Here is a 20,750-nt window from a genome sequence, read left to right on the forward strand (position 1 = left end):
ATGACTTCGGAGGCCGGCCGGAGTCGGTACCGGTATGGCTACAGCAAGCGTGAACAGCATCCTGCTCTCCAGCGACGACCCCGCGGCGCTCGCGCGGTGGTACGGGGAGGTCTTCGAGGCGCCCGTGAGCGACGACGCGGGTCCCTACCCGGTCGTCGACCTCGATGGCTTCCTCATCATGTTCGACCGACGCGACGACGTGTCGGGGCCGAACCGCGACGGCGCCCGCACGATCCTGAACGTCGAACCCGACGATCCCGCCGCGGTGGCCGAACGCATCGACGCTCTCGGCGGCGAGTGGGTCAGCCCCCTCGAGAACCGGGACGGCCACCTCTTCGCGACGGCGAAGGACCCCGATGGGAACTGGATCCAGCTGGTACGTCTCAGTGACGAGGCGGAGGTCGAGATGGGTCAGCCGACGACACCGTTCCCGGGTTTCGCGGTACGCGACATCGACGAGACCGCCGAGTTCTACTCGACCGTCCTGGGGATGCGGGTGATGCGCAACAGCATGGGCATCCTCATGATCCGCATCGACCGTCGCACGACGGCGATCGCGTACCCGAAGCCCGATCACGAGCCCGCGGCGTTCACCATCCTGAACATCCCGGTGACCGACATCGACACGGCCGTCGCGGAGCTCGCGGCGAAGGGCGTCGCCTTCCTGCGATACGACGGTTTCCCGCAGGAGGAGAACGGAGTCATGAAGAACAACGGCCCGTCGATCGCCTGGTTCACCGACCCGTCGGGGAACGTGATCTCGGTGATCTCTCGCGAAGGCTGACCCCCTGTCGGGTCGAGCTGTCTACGCTGGTGATCGACAGTGATCCGACTCGATACAAGGACGGCAATGCCTACACGCACAGCACGGACAGCATGGAACGGTTCGCTCGAGGAGGGCTCGGGACAGGTCGAGCTCTCCAGCTCCAAGGTCGGCACGTACGACGTGTCGTTCCCCAAGCGTGCGGCGGACGACGCCGGCGGCACGACCAGCCCCGAAGAGCTCATCGCCGCGGCGCACTCGTCCTGCTACGCCATGCAGCTCTCGGCCGTCATCGCCGAGGCCGGTGGCACCCCGCAGAGCCTCGACGTCACCGCCGAGGTGTCGCTCGGACCGGACGAGGTCGGCTTCAAGCTGACCGGCATCAAGATCACGGTGCGCGGTGAAGTCGACGGTCTGGACGCCGACGGTTTCGCCAAGGCTGCCCAGAACGCCAAGGAGACCTGCCCGGTGAGCAAGGCGCTGACGGGTGTCGAGATCACGCTCGACGCCGCTCTCGAGAGCTAACGCAACAGCTCGAACGTCCCCTGGACGACGGCGAACGCATAGGCGTTGTCCAGGGGGCCGACGGTCTCGTCCGAAGCCAGCTGCGTCGCCACGACCCAGTCCTGACCCGATGCGTCCGTCAGCAACCACGACCCGGACACGTCGCCCGCGGCGTTGCCGTTCTTGTAGCCGACATACGGCCAGCGAGCGGGATCGACCTCGGCGCCAGGGTTCAGCGCGAGAATCTGTCGCACCACGTCGCTCTGCGGGCCCACGGTCAGCGCTGCGTATGCCCGGCAGATGTCGTTCGCGCTGCCGAACCATTCGACTCCGTCGGGAGTGCCGGGCCGAGTGACGATGCCCTCGTAGTCCAGATCCGCCGTTGCAGCGTCGACCGGCTGACTGTCGATCGTGCGAGACTCGATGCTCGCGAGGATGTCGCGCCGTGTCTGTGTATCGGCCCCGCGCCACTGCTCGCGCAGATCCGGGAGACCCCACCCGAGCAGGAAGAACTCGCGGGTGGTGGGGAACGGTGTCAGCGCCGCCGGATCCGAGTGACCCATGGTGCTCACCTCGGCTTCCACCGCGTCCCGCCCGATGCGGTCGATGATCAGGTCGGTGGCGGTGTTGTCGCTGATCGCGATCATCGCCTCTGCCGCCTCGCGGACGGTGACCGGAGTTCCCTCGGGCGCGAACTGCAACTGTCCCGACGGGGCGGACTTGCGCGCGTCGGTGACGGTGAGCTGCTCGTCCCACGACACCGACCCGTTGCCGACGGCCCGTGCGAGTGCTCCCAGGACGTACAGCTTGGACACCGACGCCAACGGCAGACTCTCGTCGGCGTTCAATTCGTGAACGGGGGCGCAGCGCCCGTCCGTCACGCGTGAGGCGACGTAGGACGTCCGGGCGCCGAGAGAGCCGAGGGCGGTGTCGGCGGCGGCGAACGAGGTGACGGTCGACGCGTCGGGAAGCGCCTGGATGCCGGACAGTAATCCGGTCTCGGTGGCGCGCAGGCGCAGCGTCAGCGGTGCCCCGCGGCCCGTGGTGAGGGCGACCGTCGACTCGAGTCCGTTCTCGGACCGCTCGCCGACAGTGATGGGGCCACTGGAGATGATCTGCGCGACGGGCCCGACCAGGCCGCCCACCTGGGCGAGTGCCTCCGCCAACTCGGGCGCGGCCAGCGCGTCGATGGCGGCCGGATCGAGCGCAGTGGGATCCGGGGCCGTGATCCACCCGAGCATCGTGTCGGTGACCGTGGTGATCGGAGATGCCGCGTCGGAACCGTCGGCGGGCGCGGTGCTCGCCTCGGTAGTCGGCGCACTGTCGCGTGCCGCGCCGGACTCGAGAAGGGGATCGACTCCGCCGCAGCCGGCGAGAGACAGAGTGACTGCGACGGCAGCGGCCACGATGGCGTACCTGCGTGGCGTGTGCTGCAAAGCCGTGCCTCGTTTCGGGTCGGATGCCGGTATCGCGACCCTACCGGGCACCTGTGGTCGGTTTGCCGGGGCGTCGAAATGGGGTCGGTCAGTCGCGACGAGCGGGCACGTCGAGAACGACGTCGAACTCGAGCAGGGACGCACCCGAGGACACGGGCTTCGCGCGCTCGCCCGAATGAGCGGCGCGCGCCGGTCCGGCGGCCCACGCCTGGAAGGACTCCTCGTCCTCCCACTGCGTGACGACGAAGTACCGGCTCTCACCCTTGACGGGGCGGAGCAGCTGGAACCCCAGGAAACCGGGCGAGCCGTCGACGGACTGCGCGCGTGCGGCGAACCGCTTCTCGAGTTCTGCACCGGCGCCCTCGGGCACCTCGATGGCGTTGATCTTGACCACTGGCATGGCTCGAGGCTACCTGCGTGGCTCGCGATACGGTGGCGGCGTGCTGCGCGACGAAGGCGGTTCCGGTGTTCCCGTGATACTTCTGCACGGGCTCATGGGCGGGCCCGACACGTGGCGACGACAGATTCCGTGGCTGCGAGATCACGGCCGTGTCTTCACCGTCCGAGCCGCGGGACACGGTCGCCCGGCTCCGGCGGACCTGTCCACCGAGGCGTTCGTCGACGAGTTGTCCACGGCACTGGCCGGATTCGACTCGCTGGTGCTCGTCGGTCATTCGATGGGCGCACTCCACGCCTGGTGCTACGCGGCCCGCGAGCCCGGTCGTGTGCGCGGACTCGTCGTGGAGGACATGGCGCCCGACTTCCGCGGGCGCACCTCCGACGCGTGGGCCGCCGTCATCAGGGCGTGGCCGCACCCGTTCGCCGACGAGGATGCCGTGAGGGGTTACTTCGGAAACGTTGCGGGACAATACTTCCTGGACTCGTTCGAGCGCGGTGACGACGGGTGGAGGCTGCACGGCGACGTCGATACGTTCCAGGCGATCTCCGACGAGTGGGGACGGCGGGAGTTCTGGCAGCAGTGGCGCGACGTGCGCGCCCCGACTCTGGTGCTGGAGGCCGAGCACACGGTGACTCCCACCGGTCAGATGCGGGAGATGGCCGCGGTGGCAGCAGATTCGAGGTATGAGCTGATCGGCGGCGCCGGTCACCTGATCCACGACGAGCGTCCCGTGGAGTACCGGCTCGCGGTGGAGAACTTCCTACGAGCCCTCCCCGGCGAGCGTGAACTCGCCACCGGCCGTCTGCTCGACCAACCCGTCCGTGAGCAGTGAGGCCAGGGCCCGCTCGCGCTGTCCCGGATCGGTGAGCCACACCAGGTCCAGGGTCTGCTTCGGCACGGGGACCGTCGTCGACCGCAGTACGTCCATCAACTTCCCACGCACCTGACGGTCGGTGCCGGCGAACTTCTGCACCTTCTTCGCAGGTCCCTCGTGCGCCGGACGACCGGCATCGACCCAGGCGCACGACGGGAGGGGGCACAGCGCGCAGGCAGGCTTGCGAGCCGTGCAGATGACCGCGCCCAGTTCCATCAGCGCCGCACTCAGCGTCGCCGCCGTCGCGACGTCGTCCGGCAGTAGAGCCTCCACGTCCGCGAGATCCTGTGTGATCCGGGGGTTTCCGGGTTCTGCCAGGCCGTGCACCGCGCGGGCGACGACGCGTCGCACATTGGTGTCCACGACGGGAACCCGCTGGCCGTAGGCGAAACAGGCGACGGCCCTCGCCGTGTAGGCGCCGACGCCGGGAAGGGTCAGCAGGGTGTCGACGTCCCGGGGTGTCTCGTCACCGTGGCGTTCGGCGAGGACGGCTGCGCACTCGTGCAACCTCGCTGCACGGCGCGGGTACCCCAACTTCCCCCAGGCGCGGATGACGTCGGCGCGTGACGACGCGGCCATCGCCGACGGCACCGGCCACCGCTGCACCCACTCGAGCCAGATCGGCGCCACCCGCACGACGGGCGTCTGCTGGAGCATGACCTCGCTCATCAGGATCTGCCAGCCGCTGACGTCCGGGCGTCGCCACGGCAGGTCGCGGGCATCGCGCGTGAACCAGTCGACCAAGACATCGGTGTCCACTGTCTGTGATTCCTCCCGGAAGTCGGGGCCGCCACCGGCGGGTGACTCATATTTCGGTAACAATGACTACATGCCTAACTCGAGTCCCCGCTCAGCATGGAACGCGCTCGTCGAGGGTAATCGCCGGTTCGTCGACGGCCGCCCGGAGCATCCCAGCCAGGGGGTGGATCACCGCGCGTCGCTCGTCGACGGCCAACACCCCACCGCGATCGTCTTCGGGTGCTCCGATTCCCGCGTCGCGGCCGAGATCATCTTCGACCAGGGCCTCGGCGACATGTTCGTCGTCCGTACAGCCGGCCAGGTCGTCGACTCGGCCGTCCTCGGTTCCCTTGAGTTCGGCGCCGAGGTCCTCGACGCGCCCCTGATCGTCATTCTCGGTCACGACAGTTGCGGCGCCGTCAAGGCGACCATCAACGCGCTGGACGAGGGAACCGTCCCCGGTGGCTTCATCCGCGACATCGTCGAGCGGGTCACGCCGTCCGTCCTCAACGCCCATCGCCTGGGGTACACGCGCGCCGACGACGTCGAGGCGCGCCACGTCCTCGAGACCGGGAAGCTGCTGATCGATCGGTCGTCGATCCTCGAGAAGCGCGTCGCCGCGGGCAAGCTCGCCATCGTCGGCCTGACGTACAAACTGGCCGACGGCAAGGTCGAATTCCAGGGCGCGCTGGGCGACATCGGACACGTCGAGATGGGGTCGACCGACCGGACCGACGCGAGTGATCTGCTCACCTCGTCGGCGACGGCGAGCGACACGCCGTAGTAGGTGCCGCTCGGTCACCGCGTCGGCACATACGGTTGATCTGTGCTCGAGCCGAACGGACCCCTGCCTCCCGAGATCTACTGGCGACGCCGCGCGCTCGCGATCGGTGGCGCAGTCGTGGTCATCGGGCTGGTCGTGTGGCTCATCGTCTCTCTGACCGGCGGGGGATCCCAGGATTCCCAGTCCGCCGCAGCATCGGCGTCCCTCGCGCCGTCCGCAGCCACCACGTACCGCCCCGATGCTTCTGCCACGGGCGGTTCGGCTCCGGCCGGCGGCTCGGGTGGCGGCGGGGGAGGCGGTGCAGCAGCACCGTCGGGATCCACCACTCCAGCCACGACGACATCTGCCGCTCCGGTCGCCCCCGGCCAGTGCGCCGACCAGTCACTTGCCGTGAAGGCGTCGCCCGACCAGCCGACCTACCCCGCGGGCCAGGAGCCGGCGTTCACCGTCGTCGTCACCAACATCGGCACCTCCGCCTGCGAGCGCGATCTGGGATCGGGCCTGCAGCAGGTGCTGGTGTACACCCTCGAGGGTCAGCGTCTGTGGTCCAACGTCGACTGCTTCCCGACCACCACACCCGACCTCCGCACCCTGCAGCCCGGTGAGCAGGCCCCCTTCTCGGTCAAGTGGTCCGCCACCACCTCCGAGCCGGGTTGCGCCGCACCGCGTAACCCGGTCGGCCCGGGCGGGTACAGCGTCGTCGGTCAGCTGGGTCAGCTCCGCAGCTCCCCGGAGACGTTCAACATCACCTGAGGCTGAGCACCGTCGCTGTATTCGCGAGCAAGTTCTGTTCCCGCGGGAGTTTCCCTTTCCCGCGGGTGCTGCAGTTGCCGCGGGACCACGAAACGCCCGCGGTAACCGGGTAGCGCTGGCACTGCAACGTCCGCAGAACTGCTCGAGGTCACCCGTAGTAGCGAACTGTTCCCTGAATCGGGTCGAACACCGGCGGCTCATCGAAGTCGGCTTGTGACGTCTCGGACTTCACTCCGTCATCGGTCGGCTGCACGACCGCGGGCAGCACTCGCCACCGAGCGCGTGGATCGTCGTCACCGACGCCTGTCTCCGGCATCAGCTCAGTCGAACGGGCCGGAGATGCTGGCTTCTGCCATGCGGGACAGGCCTTCTCGGATGTGTCGCGCCCACAGGCCGCCGATGCCGTCTACCGACTGCAGGTCCGCTGCAGTCGCGGCCAGCAGTGTCTGCAGCGTGCCGAAGTGCCCGACCAGTTTGTGGACCTGATGGAACTGCAGCCGAGGAACCCGCGTCAACAGTCGGTAGCCGCGGGGGCTCATCGGTGCGTCGAGGGCTTCGATGGTGGCCGGGTAGCCGAACGCGCGCGCGAGGACTGTGAGGTCGAGCAGGTCGACGTCCGTGAGCCGGTCGAGCGCTGCGAGTGATCGTTCGACGGCAGCGGTGGTAGGTGTTTCGTTGCCGGCGAGGTAGTCGCGGACGACGAGCTGCCGGGCAGAGTCGTTGTCGCCCACCAACTCTTCGAGCTGGAGCGCCAATTGTCTTCCATCGGTACCGAGTTCGAGGACGTTCTGCTCGATCTCCACCGACACCCGGCGCACCATCTCGAGACGCTGGGCAACGGTCAGCGCGTCGCGCAGCGTCACCGAATCCTCGATCTCCGTCAGCGACAGTTGACGGGTGACCTCGTCGAGCCGGGCGCTGTACCGCTCCAGTGTCGCGACGGCCTGATTGGCGCGCGAAAGGATCGTCGCCGACCCCTCGATCACGTGGCGGGTTCCGCCGACGTAGACGCTGAGAATGCTCATGGACTGGCTGACGGAAATCACCGGGTACCCCGTGTGGATGGCCGTACGTTCGGCTGCGCGGTGCCGGGTTCCCGACTCGACGGTGGGGATGGTGTGGTCCGGCACCAGTTGGACGTTGGCTCGCACGATGCGCGATCCGTCGGTGGACAGGACGACGGCGCCGTCCATCTTCGACAGTTCGCGCAGGCGGGTGGGTGCGAACTCGACGTCGAGCACGAAGCCGCCGTCGCAGATGGCTTCGACGTGCTCGTCGTATCCGAGGACGATGAGTCCACCGGTGCGTCCACGCAGGATCCGTTCGAGCCCGTCGCGCAACGTGGTGCCCGGCGCGAGATCGGCGATGGCGTCACGAAGCGAGGTCAGGGGAGCCGCTGCCGCGGAACGCGGGATCGTGTCGGGGGTGGAAACGGTATCGGTCACCGAGTCGAACCCCCCTGCCGTCGTTCCGGATTTCACGCGTGCAGAGTCAGGGTACCGGCACGTCGGCCGACTTTCTCCTGCGGTCGAATGCGCCCTGCATGGCACCGAAGACATCGGTGACCCGCGTGACCCGCATTCCGGGCGGATCACCGGCCGTGTCGTCGCGGGCGCCGCGGCGCTGGTCGGCGGGAACGATGGCCGAGGTGAAGCCCAGGCGCGCGGCCTCTGCCAGCCGGCGATCGACGCCGACGACGCGGCGCACCTCACCGGCGAGGCCGACCTCTCCCAGGACGACCATGCCGGCGGGGAGGGCCGTGTCCTTCGCGGCGGATGCGACGGCCAAGGCCAGCGCCAGGTCGACCGTCGGCTCGGTGGTTCTCATTCCGCCGATGGTGGCGGCGTAGACCTCTTTGCTGCTCAGCTGCACCGAGCATCGTCGTTCGAGCACGGCCAGGATCATCGACACCCGAGCCGCGTCGAGACCGCTGACGGCCCGCCGTGGCGTCGGCATGTGCGACGGGGCGACCAGGGCCTGGACCTCGGCGAGCAAGGCGCGCTTGCCGTCCATCGTGACCGTGACAGCGGTGCCGGGCACCGAATCGGCGCGGTGATGGAGGAAGAGGCCGGACGGGTCGCTGACCCCGTGGATGCCACCTTCGCGCAGTTCGAAGCAGCCCACCTCGTCGGCGGCGCCGAACCGGTTCTTGACTCCTCGGACCATCCGCAGGGTCGAGTGCTTGTCACCCTCGAAGTGCAGGACCACGTCGACGAGGTGTTCGAGCGAGCGCGGACCGGCGACTGCGCCGTCCTTGGTGACGTGCCCGACGAGGATCACGGCCGTGCCGCTGCCCTTGGCGAGCGAGGTCAACGCGGACGTGATGGCTCGGACCTGGGTGACACCGCCGATGACGCCGTCGACGTCGGACGCCTGCATCGTCTGCACCGAGTCGACCACGACGAGGGTGGGAGCGACCTGCTCGACGTGGCCGAAGATGGTGGCCAGGTCGTTCTCGGCGGCGAGATAGACGCGTTCGTGGACGGCGCCCGTACGGTCCGCCCGCAGACGCACCTGACCCGCGGATTCCTCACCGGTGACATAGAGAGCGATGTCCTGCGGGCTGCGCTCGGCCCATTGCTTCACCACCTCGAGCAGCAGCGTCGACTTGCCGACGCCGGGTTCACCGGCCAGCAGGACGACCGAACCGGGAACGATGCCGCCGCCGAGTACGCGGTCGAGCTCGTCGACCCCGGTGGGGCGAGCGACCGACGCGGTGCTGGAGACCTGCGTGAGCGGGAGCGCGGGGGACGTCGGCACCATCGACGAGGAGCCGGCCCTGACACCGCTCGAACCGGGCCGGGCGCTGACGGGTGCGAGAAGGGTGACCTCGTCCATCGAGCCCCACGTCTCGCACTCGGGGCAACGGCCCACCCACTTGGCGACGGTGTGCATACACGCCGAACAGCGATAACTGGTGCGAGGTCTGGCCACGATTCGAGAGACTAGAGGGAGCTACCGACAGGTCGCGTCGTGCGACCCGAGCGGACTCAGCCTTCCGCTTCGCCTTCCATGCGCGGGGTGGTGCCCGGATCGACCGGAACGTTGACGACGACGTCGCCCGCCTCGGCGAAGGTGAAGGTGACCGGCACCGTCAGGCCCGGGCGCACGTTCTCGGACAGGTCCTCGAGCACGGCGGTGACCGACTGCGAGCCTTCCTCGGCGGTGGGGTCCTGCTCGGCGGAGACACCGGAGGCGACCGATGCCTGCGCGGGGATCTCGATGGAGGTACCTCCGGTGGCGCCGGTGACGGTCACCTCGGACGCCCCTTCGGTCTCGATGCCCGTCAGTCGGTCCGCCGTGGTCTCGCTGGTGTTGATCGCGGTGAAGATCAGTTCCGCGCGGCCACCGGGCTCGAGGGAGAACTCACCCGAGCTGGGGTAGGCGACGTGCACGTTGCGCATGGAGATCGTGCCCTGGTCCGTACCGTTGCCGTTGACGGCGGCGACCTGCATCGCGGTCTGTGAGACCTTGCCGGCGCTGCAGGCGGACAGGCCGATCACTGCGCCGAGGGCGAGAGCGACCGCCGTCGCGACTCTGGCAGGCCGAAACGGGGCGTTGGTTGCGGTCACTGGGTCGTCCTCCACTGGTCGTTCACGTCGGTTGTGCCGGCGGGCGGCTACCACTACAGCAGCGTAGTAGTTCGATGCCGGGGGTCGTAGGTCGGGTGACGAGTGTCGCGGCCGGGGGCACCTAAACCCCTGCTCGATACATGTATCGCGGCCGCTGTCAAGTACGCGCCGAAGTGCCCTGTGCCCCTGACCTGCACCGTTGGAGCGACCCTCCCGGGAGAGCGTGTTAAACTGGCCATATCGAAAGGGGCACCGAACACATGATTTTCAAGGTCGGAGACACCGTCGTTTACCCGCACCACGGAGCGGCGCTGATCGAAGCTATCGAGACGCGAACCATCAAGGGCGAGGCCAAGGAATATCTCGTTCTGAAGGTTGCGCAGGGTGATCTCACCGTTCGAGTTCCTGCCGACAATGCCGAGTACGTGGGCGTCCGGGACGTCGTCGGCCAGGAGGGTCTGGACAAGGTGTTCCAGGTTCTCCGCGCGCCGCACACGGAGGAGCCCACCAACTGGTCGCGTCGGTACAAGGCCAATCTGGAGAAGCTCGCATCCGGTGACGTGAACAAGGTCGCCGAGGTCGTTCGTGACCTCTGGCGTCGTGAGCAGGACCGCGGACTCTCCGCGGGCGAGAAGCGCATGCTGGCGAAGGCTCGTCAGATCCTGGTCGGGGAGCTCGCACTGGCCGAGGGAACCGACGAGGTCCGCGCGGACAACATGCTCGACGAGGTCCTGGCCGCGGCTTCCTGACGGCCGCGCGTGACTGACGTCGTCGCGCTCGTTCCGGCTGCCGGAATGGGCGTGCGCCTCGGTGAGAACATGCCGAAGGCGTTCGTGGAACTCGCGGGACGCACATTGCTCGAGTGGGCGCTGGACGGTCTCACGACCTCCGGCGCCCTTTCTCGTGTGATCGTGATCGTCCCGGAGGTGTTGCGCGAGCGCACGATCGAGCTCTGCGCCTCCGTCGCGGTGGAGGTCGACGTGGTCGTCGGCGGCGCCGAACGTACCGACTCCGTGCGCGCCGGACTGGTCGCCGCAGGTCACGCCGACATCGTGCTGGTGCACGACGCGGCGCGATGCCTCACACCGCCGTCGTTGATCCTTCGCGTGGTGGACGCTGTCGCAGCGGGCGCTCGGGCCGTCGTGCCCGTCCTTCCCGTCGTCGACACGATGAAGTCCGTCGATTCCGCCGGCGTCGTCACCGGGACCGTCGACCGAGCGACGTTGCGCTCGGTGCAGACACCGCAGGGGTTCGACGGGGACACGCTGCGTCGGGCATACGCCGAATTCCCCGAATCGGCGACCGATGATGCCGGGCTGGTCGAACGACTGGGTGTCGACGTGCACACCGTGCGCGGCGACGCCGACGCTTTCAAGATCACCACCCCCATGGACCTGATTCTGGCGCGGGCGCTCATCGCTCGCCCGTGAGAGGACGAGCAATGCGAGTCGGCATCGGATCCGACGTCCACCCCGTCGAGGCCGGACGGGACTGCTGGATGGCCGGACTGCTGTTCGAGGACGCCGACGGTTGTGCCGGTCACTCCGACGGTGACGTCGCCGCGCACGCGCTGTGCGATGCGCTGCTGTCCGCGGCCGGCATCGGCGACCTGGGATCGGTCTTCGGAACCGGCAGGCCCGAGTGGGACGGCGTCAGCGGAGCGACGATGTTGATGCATGTGCGCCAACTTCTCGCCGAGAACTCTCTCCGCGTCGGCAACGCTGCCGTGCAGGTCATCGGCAACCGTCCGCGAATCGGTCCTCGCCGCCTCGAGGCGCAGACGTTGCTGTCGAACATCCTCGGCGGACCGGTGTCGGTGTCCGCCACCACGACCGACGGCCTGGGACTGACAGGGCGCGGTGAGGGCGTCGCGGCCATCGCGACGGCCCTGGTGCTGGACCAGCACGTGGTGCTCGATCAGCAGAATCCCCGGTAGGATCGGCCGTCGTGACCCTGCGCTTCTACGACACCGCGACCAGGGCCGTGCGTGAGTTCACTCCGCTGGCCCCCGGACACGCATCGGTGTATCTGTGTGGCGCCACGGTCCAGGGCCACCCCCACATCGGTCACGTCCGCAGTGGTGTGGCGTTCGACGTGCTGCGACGGTGGCTCACCGCGTCGGGATACGACGTCGCCTTCGTCCGCAACGTCACCGACATCGACGACAAGATCTTGAACAAGGCAGCCGACGCCGGCCGGCCGTGGTGGGAATGGGCGGCGACGTACGAGCGCTCATTCACCGCCGCCTACGACGCGCTGGGTGTCCTTCCCCCGTCCGCTGAGCCGCGAGCGACCGGACACATCACGCAGATGGTCGAGCTCATCGGCCGCCTGATCGACGCGGGTCACGCCTACGCCGCTGCCGGCGACGTCTACTTCGACGTCCGCAGCTACGACGCCTACGGAGCACTGTCCGGGCACAAGCTCGACGACGTGCATCAAGGCGAGAGCATCGGTGCGGGCAAGCGGGATCCGCGCGACTTCACGCTGTGGAAGACGGCCAAGCCCGGCGAGCCCTCGTGGCCGACGCCGTGGGGGCCGGGCCGACCGGGGTGGCACATCGAGTGCTCCGCCATGGCCGAGACGTACCTGGGATCGGCGTTCGACATCCACTGCGGCGGACTCGACCTGGTGTTCCCGCACCACGAGAACGAGCTTGCCCAATCACGTGCTGCCGGTGACGGTTTCGCCCAGTACTGGTTGCACAACGGCTGGGTCACGATGAGCGGCGAGAAGATGTCGAAGTCGCTCGGCAACGTCGTCTCCATCCCGACCATGCTCGAGACGGTGCGCCCGCAGGAGCTGCGCTACTACCTCGGCAGCGCGCACTACCGGTCGATGCTCGAGTACTCCGCGGAGGCACTTCAGGAAGCTGCTGCCGGTTACCGCAGCATCGAGTCGTTCGTGACCAAGACTGCCGAGCGGGCAGGCGAGGTCCCCGTCGGCACGTGGACGCAGGCGTTCGCAGAGGCGCTCGACGAGGATCTGTCGGTGCCCAAGGCGCTCGCCGAGATCCACGGTCTCCGTCGCGAGGGCAACAGCGCCCTGGCCGCGGGAGAGCTGGACAAGGCCGTCGAGGCCGCGTCGTCGATACGCGCGATGACCGCGATCCTCGGCGTCGATCCCCTCGATCCGCACTGGGCGGCCGGTTCCGCGGACGCGTCGGCGGAACGCGCGGCACTGGACCTGCTGATCGCGGACGATCTGGAATTGCGCAGCGCGGCGAAGGCCGGCAAGGACTGGCCGACGGCCGATCGTATTCGTGACCGCCTCGCCCGCGCGGGCGTGGAGGTCACCGACACCCCGAACGGCCCGGAATGGTCGATCGCACAGCCGGAAGGCACGGAGAAGTAATGGCAGGCAATTCGAGTCGGCGTGGCGCAGTGCGCAAGTCCGGCACCAAGAAGGGTCAGGTCGTCGGATCCGGCGGCAAGCGTTCCAAGGGACTCGAGGGTCGCGGGGCCACCCCGGCTGCAGCGGACCGCACCAAGGCCGCGCGCCGTGGACGCACCACGACTCGCGACACGACCTCCGGTGGTGGGCGGGGTCAGTCCGCCGGCGGTGGACGCGGTCGTCCGCCGGTGCGCAAGCCCGAGGACGGTCCCGAGAACGTGCTGGGCCGTAACCCGGTGCTCGAATGTCTGCGCGCGGGAGTGCCGGCGACGGCGCTGTACGTCGCATCCGGCACTGAAGCCGACGACCGGCTGAAGGAGAGCGTGCAGATCGCTGCGGACAACGGCATCTCGATCCTCGAGGTGTCCCGCATCGATCTGGACCGGATGAGCGCCAACGGCATGCACCAGGGCATCGCGCTGCAGGTGCCGCCGTACCGCTACGCGCACCCCGACGATCTCCTCTCGCAGGCGCGTCAGCGTCAGGAGCCGGCTCTGTTGGTTGCTCTCGACAACATCACCGACCCCCGCAACCTCGGCGCCGTCGTCCGGTCCGTCGCAGCGTTCGGTGGACACGGCGTGGTCATCCCGCAGCGGCGCAGTGCGTCCGTCACGGCCGTCGCGTGGCGCACCAGCGCCGGCGCGGCAGCGCGTCTCCCCGTCGCCCGCGCGACCAATCTGACTCGCACGCTGAAGGATTGGGCCGACAAGGGTGTCATGGTCGTCGGTCTCGACGCCGACGGCGACACCTCGCTGGACGACTTCGACGGCACCGGGCCGATCGTGGTGGTCGTCGGTTCCGAGGGCAAGGGTCTGTCCCGCCTGGTCCGCGACAACTGCGACAGCATCCTGTCCATCCCGATGGCCGGGCCGGTGGAGTCGCTCAACGCTTCCGTCGCAGCGGGAGTCGTACTCGCAGGGATCGCACGCCAGCGCCGAGGCTGATCCGACTCAGCGGACGCGGATGGGGGGCGCACACCCCTTGCCTGAACCGCACACCCTCTGCAGTCGGCGGTGAGGGGTGTGCGCTCACCGGAGAGGGTGTGCACACTCCGCAGCGCGATCGGTGTCGGTGGGCGGGTGCAGAATGGCCCCGTGACCAGGACCACCTACTTCACCGCCAGCACCCTCGACGGTTACCTCGCCGACGAGAACGACTCTCTCGAGTGGCTCTTCCGCCAGGACATCGACAGCGCCGGCCCGATGAACTACGACGACTTCATCGCCGGCATCGGCGCGATCGTCATGGGTGCCACGACGTACGCGTGGATCCTCGAGCACAACGCGTCGACCGGTGAGGCGTGGACGTACGACATGCCGGCCTGGGTGGTGACCCATCGAGACTTCGAGGCCTCCGAGCACGACGTCCGGTTCGTACAGGGTGACGTGGCCGACCTGTGGCCGGCGATAGAGGAGTCCGCCGGCGGCAAGGACGTCTGGATCGTGGGTGGCGGTGATCTGGCCGCACAGTTCGCCGAGGCCGGCCACCTGGACCGGATCGTCGTCTCGATCGCACCGGTCACTCTCGGTGCGGGCAGGCCGCTGTTCCCGCGTCGGTTCGATCTCCGACTCGTGGACTTCGCGCGCAACGGCGCGTTCCTCTGCGCGGAGTACGACGTGCTGGAACCGCACGCGCAGACCTGAGTCCTGTCATCATCTGTCCATGACGACGGTGGGTCGCAGAGCGCGCGGTGTGGTCCTGGCAGTGGTCGTGGTCGCCGCCTACGTCGCGGTGATCCTGACCTACGCGCTCGGGAGTTCGACGGGAGCGCCGGACCTCCGCGAGCCCGCCCCCGGAAGAGCCCTCGTCTACCTCGACGTCGACACCGTCTCCGGTGAGAAGTTCTCGCTCGACGCGCGGGTGTCCGTCTATCCGGGTGAGGGGTTGACCGATGACGACGGCAACCTGGTCGACGACCTGATAGTCGACGTCACCCCGACGGCGAGTGCCGGGACGCTCACCTTCCCGAGCGGGACCAGGGTGGGTCCGCTGCCGGTCTCCCTGTACGCCGACGGCGACATCCGGCACTGGCCGTTCGACACCTACGACGCGTCGTCGATCCAGGTGCGAGTGTTCTCGAACGCAGCCACCGGACGGGTGGCCGTGCCGTCGGAGATCGTGGTGACGGACTCCCTGACATCGTGGAGTGTCGAGGCCGTCGATATCGACGCGTCGTCGGCGCAGGCCTTCGACATCCGGGTGTCCCGCACGGTCGGAACCACGATCTTCGACATCGCGATCTGCGTTGTCCTGGTGGTGCTTCCGATGTGCACGCTGTTCGTGTCGATCCAGACTCTGCGCCGCCGCAAACAGTTCCTGCCGCCGATCATGACGTGGTTCGCGGTGACGCTGTTCGCGGTGCTCCCCATCCGGAATCTGTTCCCCGGCGCTCCGCCGATCGGGTCGTGGGTGGATTACACGGTGGTCCTGTGGGTGGTGGCGGGCCTGGCGACGGCAATGGTGCTGTACGTCGTCGCGTGGTGGCGGCAGGGGCCCTAGGGGTGGGCGGCGACCGGGAGTCGGGCCGGTCCGCGCGTACCGTCGAGTCATGATCGAACGGCTGAGGACGACGGTGACGCAGGTGGCCGATGCCGCACTGGGGACCGTGGGGATTCGTGTGGGTACCGAGGAGCCACCGCACACCACCGAGACGCTCACGGGTGCTGTCGAGATCCGCCGATACGAACCCCGCATCGCCGCGGAAACCGTCGTGGACGCCGACGAGGAGCGTGCGCGCAACGAGGGTTTCCGCCGACTCGCGGGATACATCTTCGGAGGAAATCGGGGTGCCGACAGCATCGCGATGACGGCGCCCGTGGCCCAGTCGGCCTCGCGCGGACAGAGCATCGCGATGACCGCACCTGTGTCGCGCGAGGCGAGCGACGAGGGGTGGGTGGTCCGCTTCTTCATGCCGTCGCGATGGACGATGGACACTCTTCCGGCGCCGAAGGATGATCGGGTGCGCCTGGTGGAGGTGCCGGCCGAGACGGTGGCGGTGCTGCGATTCAGCGGTGACCGCGGTGCGCAGGCCGTGGCGGCACGCACCACGGAGCTGCTGGACACCCTGAAGTCCCGCGGCATCGACACGACCGGGGAGCCGATGTCGTGGTTCTACGATCCGCCCTGGACGGTGTCGTTCCGCCGCCGCAACGAGGTGGCCGTTCCCGTCGCCCGGTGATCAGACGCTGAAGCGGATCGTTCGTCCCGGAGCGCACTGCGCCGCGGATCCGAGATCTGCCGACGCCACGACGGCGATCACCGGGTAACCACCGGTCACCGGATGATCGGCGAGGAACAGCACGGGCTGTCCCGACGGCGGTACCTGCAGCGCGCCGGTCACCATGCCCTCGCTCGGGAGCTCGTCGTTCCGCGACCGTGGCAGCGGCTCGGCGCCCTCGAGCCTCATGCCGACACGGTCGGAGTCGGTCCCGACCGTCCACGGCTGGGTCGTCAGCAATTCGAGAGCGTGGTCGGTGAACCAGTCCGCCCGCGGGCCGGGGATCACCCGCAGGGTGGTGCGGTGCTCGAACGGGTACGGATTCACGTCCGCTCGAGGCCAGTCCTCGGCGTCGTGACCGACCGGCAGCACGGCGCCGGCCGTCACTCGCTCGGGTCCGATGCCGGACAGCGAGTCCGTGGACCGGCTGCCCAGCACGGGGGTTACGTCTATCCCGCCGCGGACGGCAACGTACGAGCGCAGTCCCACCGGCGACCAGTCGAGGCGGATCTCGGCGCCCGACGGCACCACGACGACGGCGCCGTGCCCCTGCGGTGCGCCGTCCACCGTGAACGGGGCCGGAGCCCCCGTCACCGCCAGAACCACCTCGGCGCGTGCGCGCAGCACCAGTCCACCGAGCGTCACCTCGAGCGTCGCGGCGTCGATCATGTTCCCCACCAAACGATTCGCCGCGTCGTGCGAGCGTCGATCGGCCGCGCCGGACGTGCCGACACCGAGCGAGGACCACCCGGTGCGTCCTCGGTCCTGCACGGTCGTCAGCGGCCCGGTTGCCAGTACCTCGAGCATCACATCACCGCGCGGAACTGCACCCGTGTGCCGGGCGCGAGCAGCGCGGGGTCGTCGCGGTTCACGTCCCACAGCGCCGCATCGGTGCTGCCGATGATCTGCCATCCGCCGGGCGACGACGTCGGGTACACCCCGGTGTACTCGCCGGCCAACGCCACGGATCCCGCCGGCACCGAGGTGCGCGGATCGGCGCGGCGCGGGATCGACAGTGGCTCGGATCCGACCAGGTACGCGAAGCCGGGGGAGAAGCCACAGAACGCGGCAGTCCATACTTGGCCGGTGTGCACGGCGACGATGTCCAGTCCCGTTGTCGCGCAGACATCGTCGAGGTCGGGGCCGTCGTACCGCACGTCGATCGTGATCGTGTCACCGGAGCCGCCGAGCACCTCCGCCGGCGGCGTCTCACGGAGCCACGACGCCACCCGCGACGGCTCCGCATCCTCGGTCATCGTCACCAACACGGTGCTCGCGGCAGGAATCAGTTCGACGACACCGGGGTGCCCGCTCGCCCAGCCGGCATGGTGAGCGGCGACGGCGCGGACGTCATCGAGGTCGACCAGCAGGGCGTGATCACCGGCCGGTGAGATCTTCACGACACGAAGGGGGTCAGGGTGATGCCGTTGCGCGACAACACGTCACGTACTGCCAGCGCCATGTCGACCGCAGCGGGAGTGTCGCCGTGCAGGCACACCGAGTCGGCCGACACCGGGACGTCCACCCCGTCGACCGACGCCACCACGCCCTCGGTGACCATGCGGAGAACGCGTGCGGCCACCTCGTCGACGTCGGAGAGAACCGCGCCGTTCTCCCGTCGCGAGACCAGGGTTCCCTCCGCGGTGTACCCGCGGTCGGCGAACGCCTCGGTGACGGTGCGCAGGCCGGCGTCGGCGGCGATGTCGAGGAACACCGATCCGGGTAACCCGAGCACGGGGAGCGAGGCGTCGTACGCCAGTACGGCGTCGACGACGGCACGGGCCTGCACCTCGTGACGGACGATCGTGTTGTACAGCGCGCCATGCGGTTTGACGTAGCGCACGGACCCGCCGACGCTGCGTGCCAGGCCGTCGAGCGCACCGATCTGGTAGATGACGTCGGCGCGGAGATCCTCCGCGGTCACGTCGACGAAGCGCCGTCCGAATCCCACGAGGTCGTGATACCCCACCTGCGCGCCGATACGCACGTCGGCGGCGACAGCGTCGGAGCAGGTTCGCAGCAGCGTGGACGGATCGCCGGCGTGGAACCCGCACGCGATGTTGGCGCTGGTGACGATGCGCAGCATGGCGGCGTCGTCGCCGAGTGTCCAGGCGCCGAAGCCTTCGCCGAGATCGGAGTTGAGGTCGATACCCACTCGTCCACACTAGGCGAGACCAGGGCGTGTCTCATGTGTAAAAAAAGGTCGGGTTTTTTGACACGTTTCGTCGACGTGTGAAGTTTCTTGCTACTGGCGGTCGTGGGGTCGCACGAGCAGTCGGAGAAACTCTCGGTTGATGAACAGTCGGTCCCGCCCGACCTTGCTCTCTTGCAACATCCCTGCGCCGACAAGTGCTGAGAGCCAACTTGTCGCTGTCGGTCGGGACACGCCACATCTCGAGACGACCGTGCTGATTCGGCAGTACGGCTGCTCGAAGAGAACTGACTGGAATTCGGAATCTGCACCGCCCTTGGAGACTGCGCGCGCCCGGTGGCTGAAGTCTTCCTGGAGTGCGCGGATGGCGTGCACCGTGTGAAGCGTGTCGTTGGACGTCCGTTCGACACCGGCGAGAACGTACAGAACCCACGCTTCCCACGCCGCGTCCGACGTGACCTCGAGCAGCAATCGGTAGTAGTCGTTCTTGGTGTCGATGATGTACCGCGAGAGGTAGAGCACCGGCATTCTGAGGAGCCCGGCTTCGATCAAGAGCATGACGTTGAGGATTCGTCCGGTCCGCCCGTTGCCGTCGGCGAAGGGGTGAATTGCCTCGAACTGATAGTGGGCGACGGCCATCCGGACCAACGGGTCCATGCCGTCGTCATCGTGTATGAATCGTTCCCACGCGCTGAGCTTCTCCTCGATCAGCGCACGCCCTTCGGGTGGGCTGTACACGACCTCGCCGGTGGTCGGGTTGCCGATACGCGTGCCGGGAATTGTCCGGACCTGCATCTCTCGGCCCTTGATGATGCTGCATACATCGATCGCAGTGGACGTCGTCAAGCCTCGCTCGGTGGTTCGATCGAAACCGATTTTCAGAGCAGTCCGATATCTGAGGGTCTCACGGGTGGCGGGGTCGGCACCGGCATCGTCGTCCAGGTGCCGGAAGAGTTCGTCCGTCGTGGTGACGATGTTCTCGATCTCCGAGCTGGCTTGAGCTTCGAGGATCGGAATGGAGTTGATGAGCACCGTCGGATTCGGTATCGATACGACCGCCTGATCCAGCTTCGCGAGTGCAGTGTTTGCCGCGATGGCAGCCTTGAGGACTGCGCGGGTCTCGAGCTCGTCGGCGCCGGGAGGTGGAGGAAGCTCGTTGAACGGGATGTCGGGTTGCCACGCTGCCATGCGGAGACGATGACACGCTGACTGATATATGTAAAGAAAGTGCTCAATTTTTTACATATCAGCCAGAAGTGCAAACTTTCTTCCTCGGTCTCCCCACTCGTCTGTCAGGCGACGATGGTCTTGCGTGCCGGGGTGCGACGACCCACCGCCCGGCAGACGAGGTAGATCACGAACGAGATGGTGGTGACGAACGTCGACACGGGGACGCCCGGCGCGAGGGAGAGCAGGATGCCGCCCACCGCGGCGGTCTCGGCGAACAGGATCGACAGCCAGGTGGCGGTGACCGGGTTGGCCGTCACCCGCGACGCCGCGGCGGCGGGGGTGATCAGGAGCGAGAGCACCAGGAGGGCGCCGACGATCTGCACTCCCAGCGCGCAGGCGACGCCGACGAGAACGGCGAAGACGATGGACAGCAGTCGCATCGGGACACCACGTGCCTCGGCGCCCTCGGGATCGGTGCTGGCGAACAGCAGCGGCCGGTAGACCACGAACAGCACCACGATGACGACGAGGGCGACGGCAAGCAACAGCGTGAGACCGGTGCTGCCGACGCCGACGATCTGGCCGACGAGCAACGAGAAGCTGGTGCCGGTGCGGCCGGGATAGGCCCACAGGAACAGCACCGACAGGCCGAGTCCGAAGCTCATGATGACGCCGATGACGGAGTCGCGCTCACGGGCTCTGCGTCCGAGCAGCGCGAACAGCACGGCGGCGATGACAGATCCCAGGATGGCACCGACGCCGACCGCGAGGCCGACGAGCAGGGCTGCCGAGGCGCCGGTCAGGGACAGCTCGGACGAGCCGTGCACGGCGAAGGACCACTGACGGCTGACGATCAGCGGACCCAGTGCGCCCGCCAGGACACCGAGGATGGCGGCGGCGATCAGTGCTTGCTGCACGAAGTCGTAGCCGAGGAGGTCGGCGGTGGTGCCGAAGTCGAGAGCTTTGCTCAGTGCGTCGATGACCTTGTCCACTG

At 68.2% G+C, this 20,750-nt stretch carries 24 protein-coding genes; 13 read left to right on the forward strand and 11 right to left on the reverse strand.

The annotated features are described in order from the left end of the window. Positions 1-34: 34 nt before the first annotated feature. Both AC0IX4_RS01770 and AC0IX4_RS01775 read left to right on the forward strand, forming a co-directional pair. Positions 35-784: a VOC family protein gene (locus AC0IX4_RS01770; RefSeq protein WP_471827821.1), complete on the forward strand. Its 750-nt coding sequence runs from the start codon at positions 35-37 to the stop codon at positions 782-784. Between the two features lie 66 nt (positions 785-850). Further along, a complete protein-coding gene (locus AC0IX4_RS01775) occupies positions 851-1,288 on the forward strand; it encodes an OsmC family protein (protein ID WP_042574201.1) in 438 nt (145 codons plus the stop codon). On the opposite strand, the gene AC0IX4_RS01780 is transcribed toward AC0IX4_RS01775, so the two are convergent. Next, positions 1,285-2,673 carry a serine hydrolase gene (locus AC0IX4_RS01780; RefSeq protein ID WP_471827822.1) on the reverse strand — a complete coding sequence of 463 codons (1,389 nt, stop codon included), beginning with the start codon at positions 2,671-2,673 and terminating at the stop codon, positions 1,285-1,287. The two genes, AC0IX4_RS01775 and AC0IX4_RS01780, sit on opposite strands and share 4 nt — an antisense overlap. Positions 2,674-2,791: 118 nt before the next feature. Continuing rightward, positions 2,792-3,103 carry an antibiotic biosynthesis monooxygenase family protein gene (locus AC0IX4_RS01785; protein WP_042574200.1) on the reverse strand — a complete coding sequence of 104 codons (312 nt, stop codon included), beginning with the start codon at positions 3,101-3,103 and terminating at the stop codon, positions 2,792-2,794. A gap of 40 nt (positions 3,104-3,143) precedes the next feature. Here AC0IX4_RS01785 and AC0IX4_RS01790 point away from each other — a divergent pair, with 40 nt between their 5' ends. Continuing rightward, positions 3,144-3,935: an alpha/beta fold hydrolase gene (locus AC0IX4_RS01790; RefSeq protein ID WP_471827823.1), complete on the forward strand. Its 792-nt coding sequence runs from the start codon at positions 3,144-3,146 to the stop codon at positions 3,933-3,935. Here AC0IX4_RS01790 and AC0IX4_RS01795 read toward each other — a convergent pair. Further along, positions 3,864-4,736, reverse strand: a complete 873-nt coding sequence (locus AC0IX4_RS01795; protein WP_056071750.1) for an HhH-GPD family protein — start codon at positions 4,734-4,736, stop codon at positions 3,864-3,866. The two genes, AC0IX4_RS01790 and AC0IX4_RS01795, sit on opposite strands and share 72 nt — an antisense overlap. Positions 4,737-4,806: 70 nt before the next feature. On the opposite strand from AC0IX4_RS01795, the gene AC0IX4_RS01800 reads away from it, so the two are divergent. Together AC0IX4_RS01800 and AC0IX4_RS01805 are read left to right on the forward strand one after the other, a co-directional pair. Continuing rightward, a complete protein-coding gene (locus AC0IX4_RS01800; RefSeq protein WP_042574198.1) occupies positions 4,807-5,499 on the forward strand; it encodes a carbonic anhydrase in 693 nt (230 codons plus the stop codon). Positions 5,500-5,541: 42 nt separating this feature from the next. Continuing rightward, on the forward strand, positions 5,542-6,252 hold the full coding sequence (locus tag AC0IX4_RS01805; RefSeq protein ID WP_042574197.1) for a hypothetical protein: 711 nt from the start codon (positions 5,542-5,544) through the stop codon (positions 6,250-6,252). A 320-nt stretch (positions 6,253-6,572) separates the two neighbouring features. Here AC0IX4_RS01805 and disA read toward each other — a convergent pair whose 3' ends face one another. From disA to AC0IX4_RS01820, 3 genes are all read right to left on the reverse strand, one after another. After that, entirely contained in the window at positions 6,573-7,667 is a 1,095-nt protein-coding gene (gene disA, locus AC0IX4_RS01810) for a DNA integrity scanning diadenylate cyclase DisA (RefSeq protein ID WP_042574275.1), read from the reverse strand. Between the two features lie 76 nt (positions 7,668-7,743). Further along, complete coding sequence (gene radA / locus AC0IX4_RS01815; RefSeq protein WP_471827824.1) at positions 7,744-9,186, reverse strand: DNA repair protein RadA; 1,443 nt, start codon at positions 9,184-9,186, stop codon at positions 7,744-7,746. A gap of 56 nt (positions 9,187-9,242) precedes the next feature. Next, positions 9,243-9,824, reverse strand: a complete 582-nt coding sequence (locus AC0IX4_RS01820; RefSeq protein WP_056072904.1) for a copper chaperone PCu(A)C domain-containing protein — start codon at positions 9,822-9,824, stop codon at positions 9,243-9,245. 260 nt (positions 9,825-10,084) lie between these two features. On the opposite strand from AC0IX4_RS01820, the gene AC0IX4_RS01825 reads away from it, so the two are divergent. From AC0IX4_RS01825 to AC0IX4_RS01860, 8 genes are all read left to right on the forward strand, one after another. After that, complete coding sequence (locus AC0IX4_RS01825) at positions 10,085-10,573, forward strand: CarD family transcriptional regulator (RefSeq protein WP_042574195.1); 489 nt, start codon at positions 10,085-10,087, stop codon at positions 10,571-10,573. Between the two features lie 9 nt (positions 10,574-10,582). Then, positions 10,583-11,254, forward strand: coding sequence for a 2-C-methyl-D-erythritol 4-phosphate cytidylyltransferase (gene ispD / locus AC0IX4_RS01830; protein ID WP_471827825.1), 672 nt, complete (start codon positions 10,583-10,585; stop codon positions 11,252-11,254). A gap of 11 nt (positions 11,255-11,265) precedes the next feature. Beyond that, positions 11,266-11,760 carry a 2-C-methyl-D-erythritol 2,4-cyclodiphosphate synthase gene (ispF, locus tag AC0IX4_RS01835; RefSeq protein ID WP_042574194.1) on the forward strand — a complete coding sequence of 165 codons (495 nt, stop codon included), beginning with the start codon at positions 11,266-11,268 and terminating at the stop codon, positions 11,758-11,760. An 11-nt stretch (positions 11,761-11,771) separates the two neighbouring features. After that, on the forward strand, positions 11,772-13,178 hold the full coding sequence (gene cysS / locus AC0IX4_RS01840) for a cysteine--tRNA ligase (RefSeq protein WP_471827826.1): 1,407 nt from the start codon (positions 11,772-11,774) through the stop codon (positions 13,176-13,178). Continuing rightward, positions 13,178-14,161 (forward strand): 23S rRNA (guanosine(2251)-2'-O)-methyltransferase RlmB, encoded by a 984-nt coding sequence (rlmB, locus tag AC0IX4_RS01845; RefSeq protein WP_042574192.1) that lies wholly within the window; start codon positions 13,178-13,180, stop codon positions 14,159-14,161. Before cysS ends, rlmB begins: the two co-directional genes overlap by 1 nt. Before the next feature lie 150 nt (positions 14,162-14,311). Next, positions 14,312-14,860: a dihydrofolate reductase family protein gene (locus tag AC0IX4_RS01850; RefSeq protein WP_471827827.1), complete on the forward strand. Its 549-nt coding sequence runs from the start codon at positions 14,312-14,314 to the stop codon at positions 14,858-14,860. Positions 14,861-14,879: 19 nt separating this feature from the next. Continuing rightward, the gene (locus AC0IX4_RS01855; RefSeq protein ID WP_471827828.1) at positions 14,880-15,716 is read left to right on the forward strand and encodes a DUF4436 family protein; all 837 of its coding nucleotides are present in this window, start codon (positions 14,880-14,882) and stop codon (positions 15,714-15,716) included. Positions 15,717-15,765: 49 nt separating this feature from the next. Then, on the forward strand, positions 15,766-16,395 hold the full coding sequence (locus AC0IX4_RS01860; protein ID WP_042574190.1) for an SOUL family heme-binding protein: 630 nt from the start codon (positions 15,766-15,768) through the stop codon (positions 16,393-16,395). Here the strand turns inward: AC0IX4_RS01860 and AC0IX4_RS01865 are convergent, their stop codons facing one another. The 5 genes from AC0IX4_RS01865 to AC0IX4_RS01885 form a co-directional block, all read right to left on the reverse strand. Then, entirely contained in the window at positions 16,396-17,241 is an 846-nt protein-coding gene (locus AC0IX4_RS01865) for a 5-oxoprolinase subunit C family protein (RefSeq protein WP_056071724.1), read from the reverse strand. Further along, positions 17,241-17,828, reverse strand: coding sequence for a 5-oxoprolinase subunit B family protein (locus AC0IX4_RS01870; RefSeq protein WP_442971129.1), 588 nt, complete (start codon positions 17,826-17,828; stop codon positions 17,241-17,243). The genes AC0IX4_RS01865 and AC0IX4_RS01870 overlap by 1 nt, the downstream gene beginning before the upstream one ends. A gap of 2 nt (positions 17,829-17,830) precedes the next feature. Beyond that, positions 17,831-18,589: a LamB/YcsF family protein gene (locus tag AC0IX4_RS01875; protein ID WP_056071718.1), complete on the reverse strand. Its 759-nt coding sequence runs from the start codon at positions 18,587-18,589 to the stop codon at positions 17,831-17,833. Positions 18,590-18,679: 90 nt separating this feature from the next. Beyond that, positions 18,680-19,774 (reverse strand): Fic family protein, encoded by a 1,095-nt coding sequence (locus AC0IX4_RS01880; RefSeq protein WP_042574186.1) that lies wholly within the window; start codon positions 19,772-19,774, stop codon positions 18,680-18,682. A 104-nt stretch (positions 19,775-19,878) separates the two neighbouring features. Next, a complete protein-coding gene (locus AC0IX4_RS01885; protein WP_042574185.1) occupies positions 19,879-20,748 on the reverse strand; it encodes a metal ABC transporter permease in 870 nt (289 codons plus the stop codon). Between the last annotated feature and the right edge of the window lie 2 nt (positions 20,749-20,750).

The organism is Rhodococcus sp. AC861 (genome assembly GCF_979256035.1).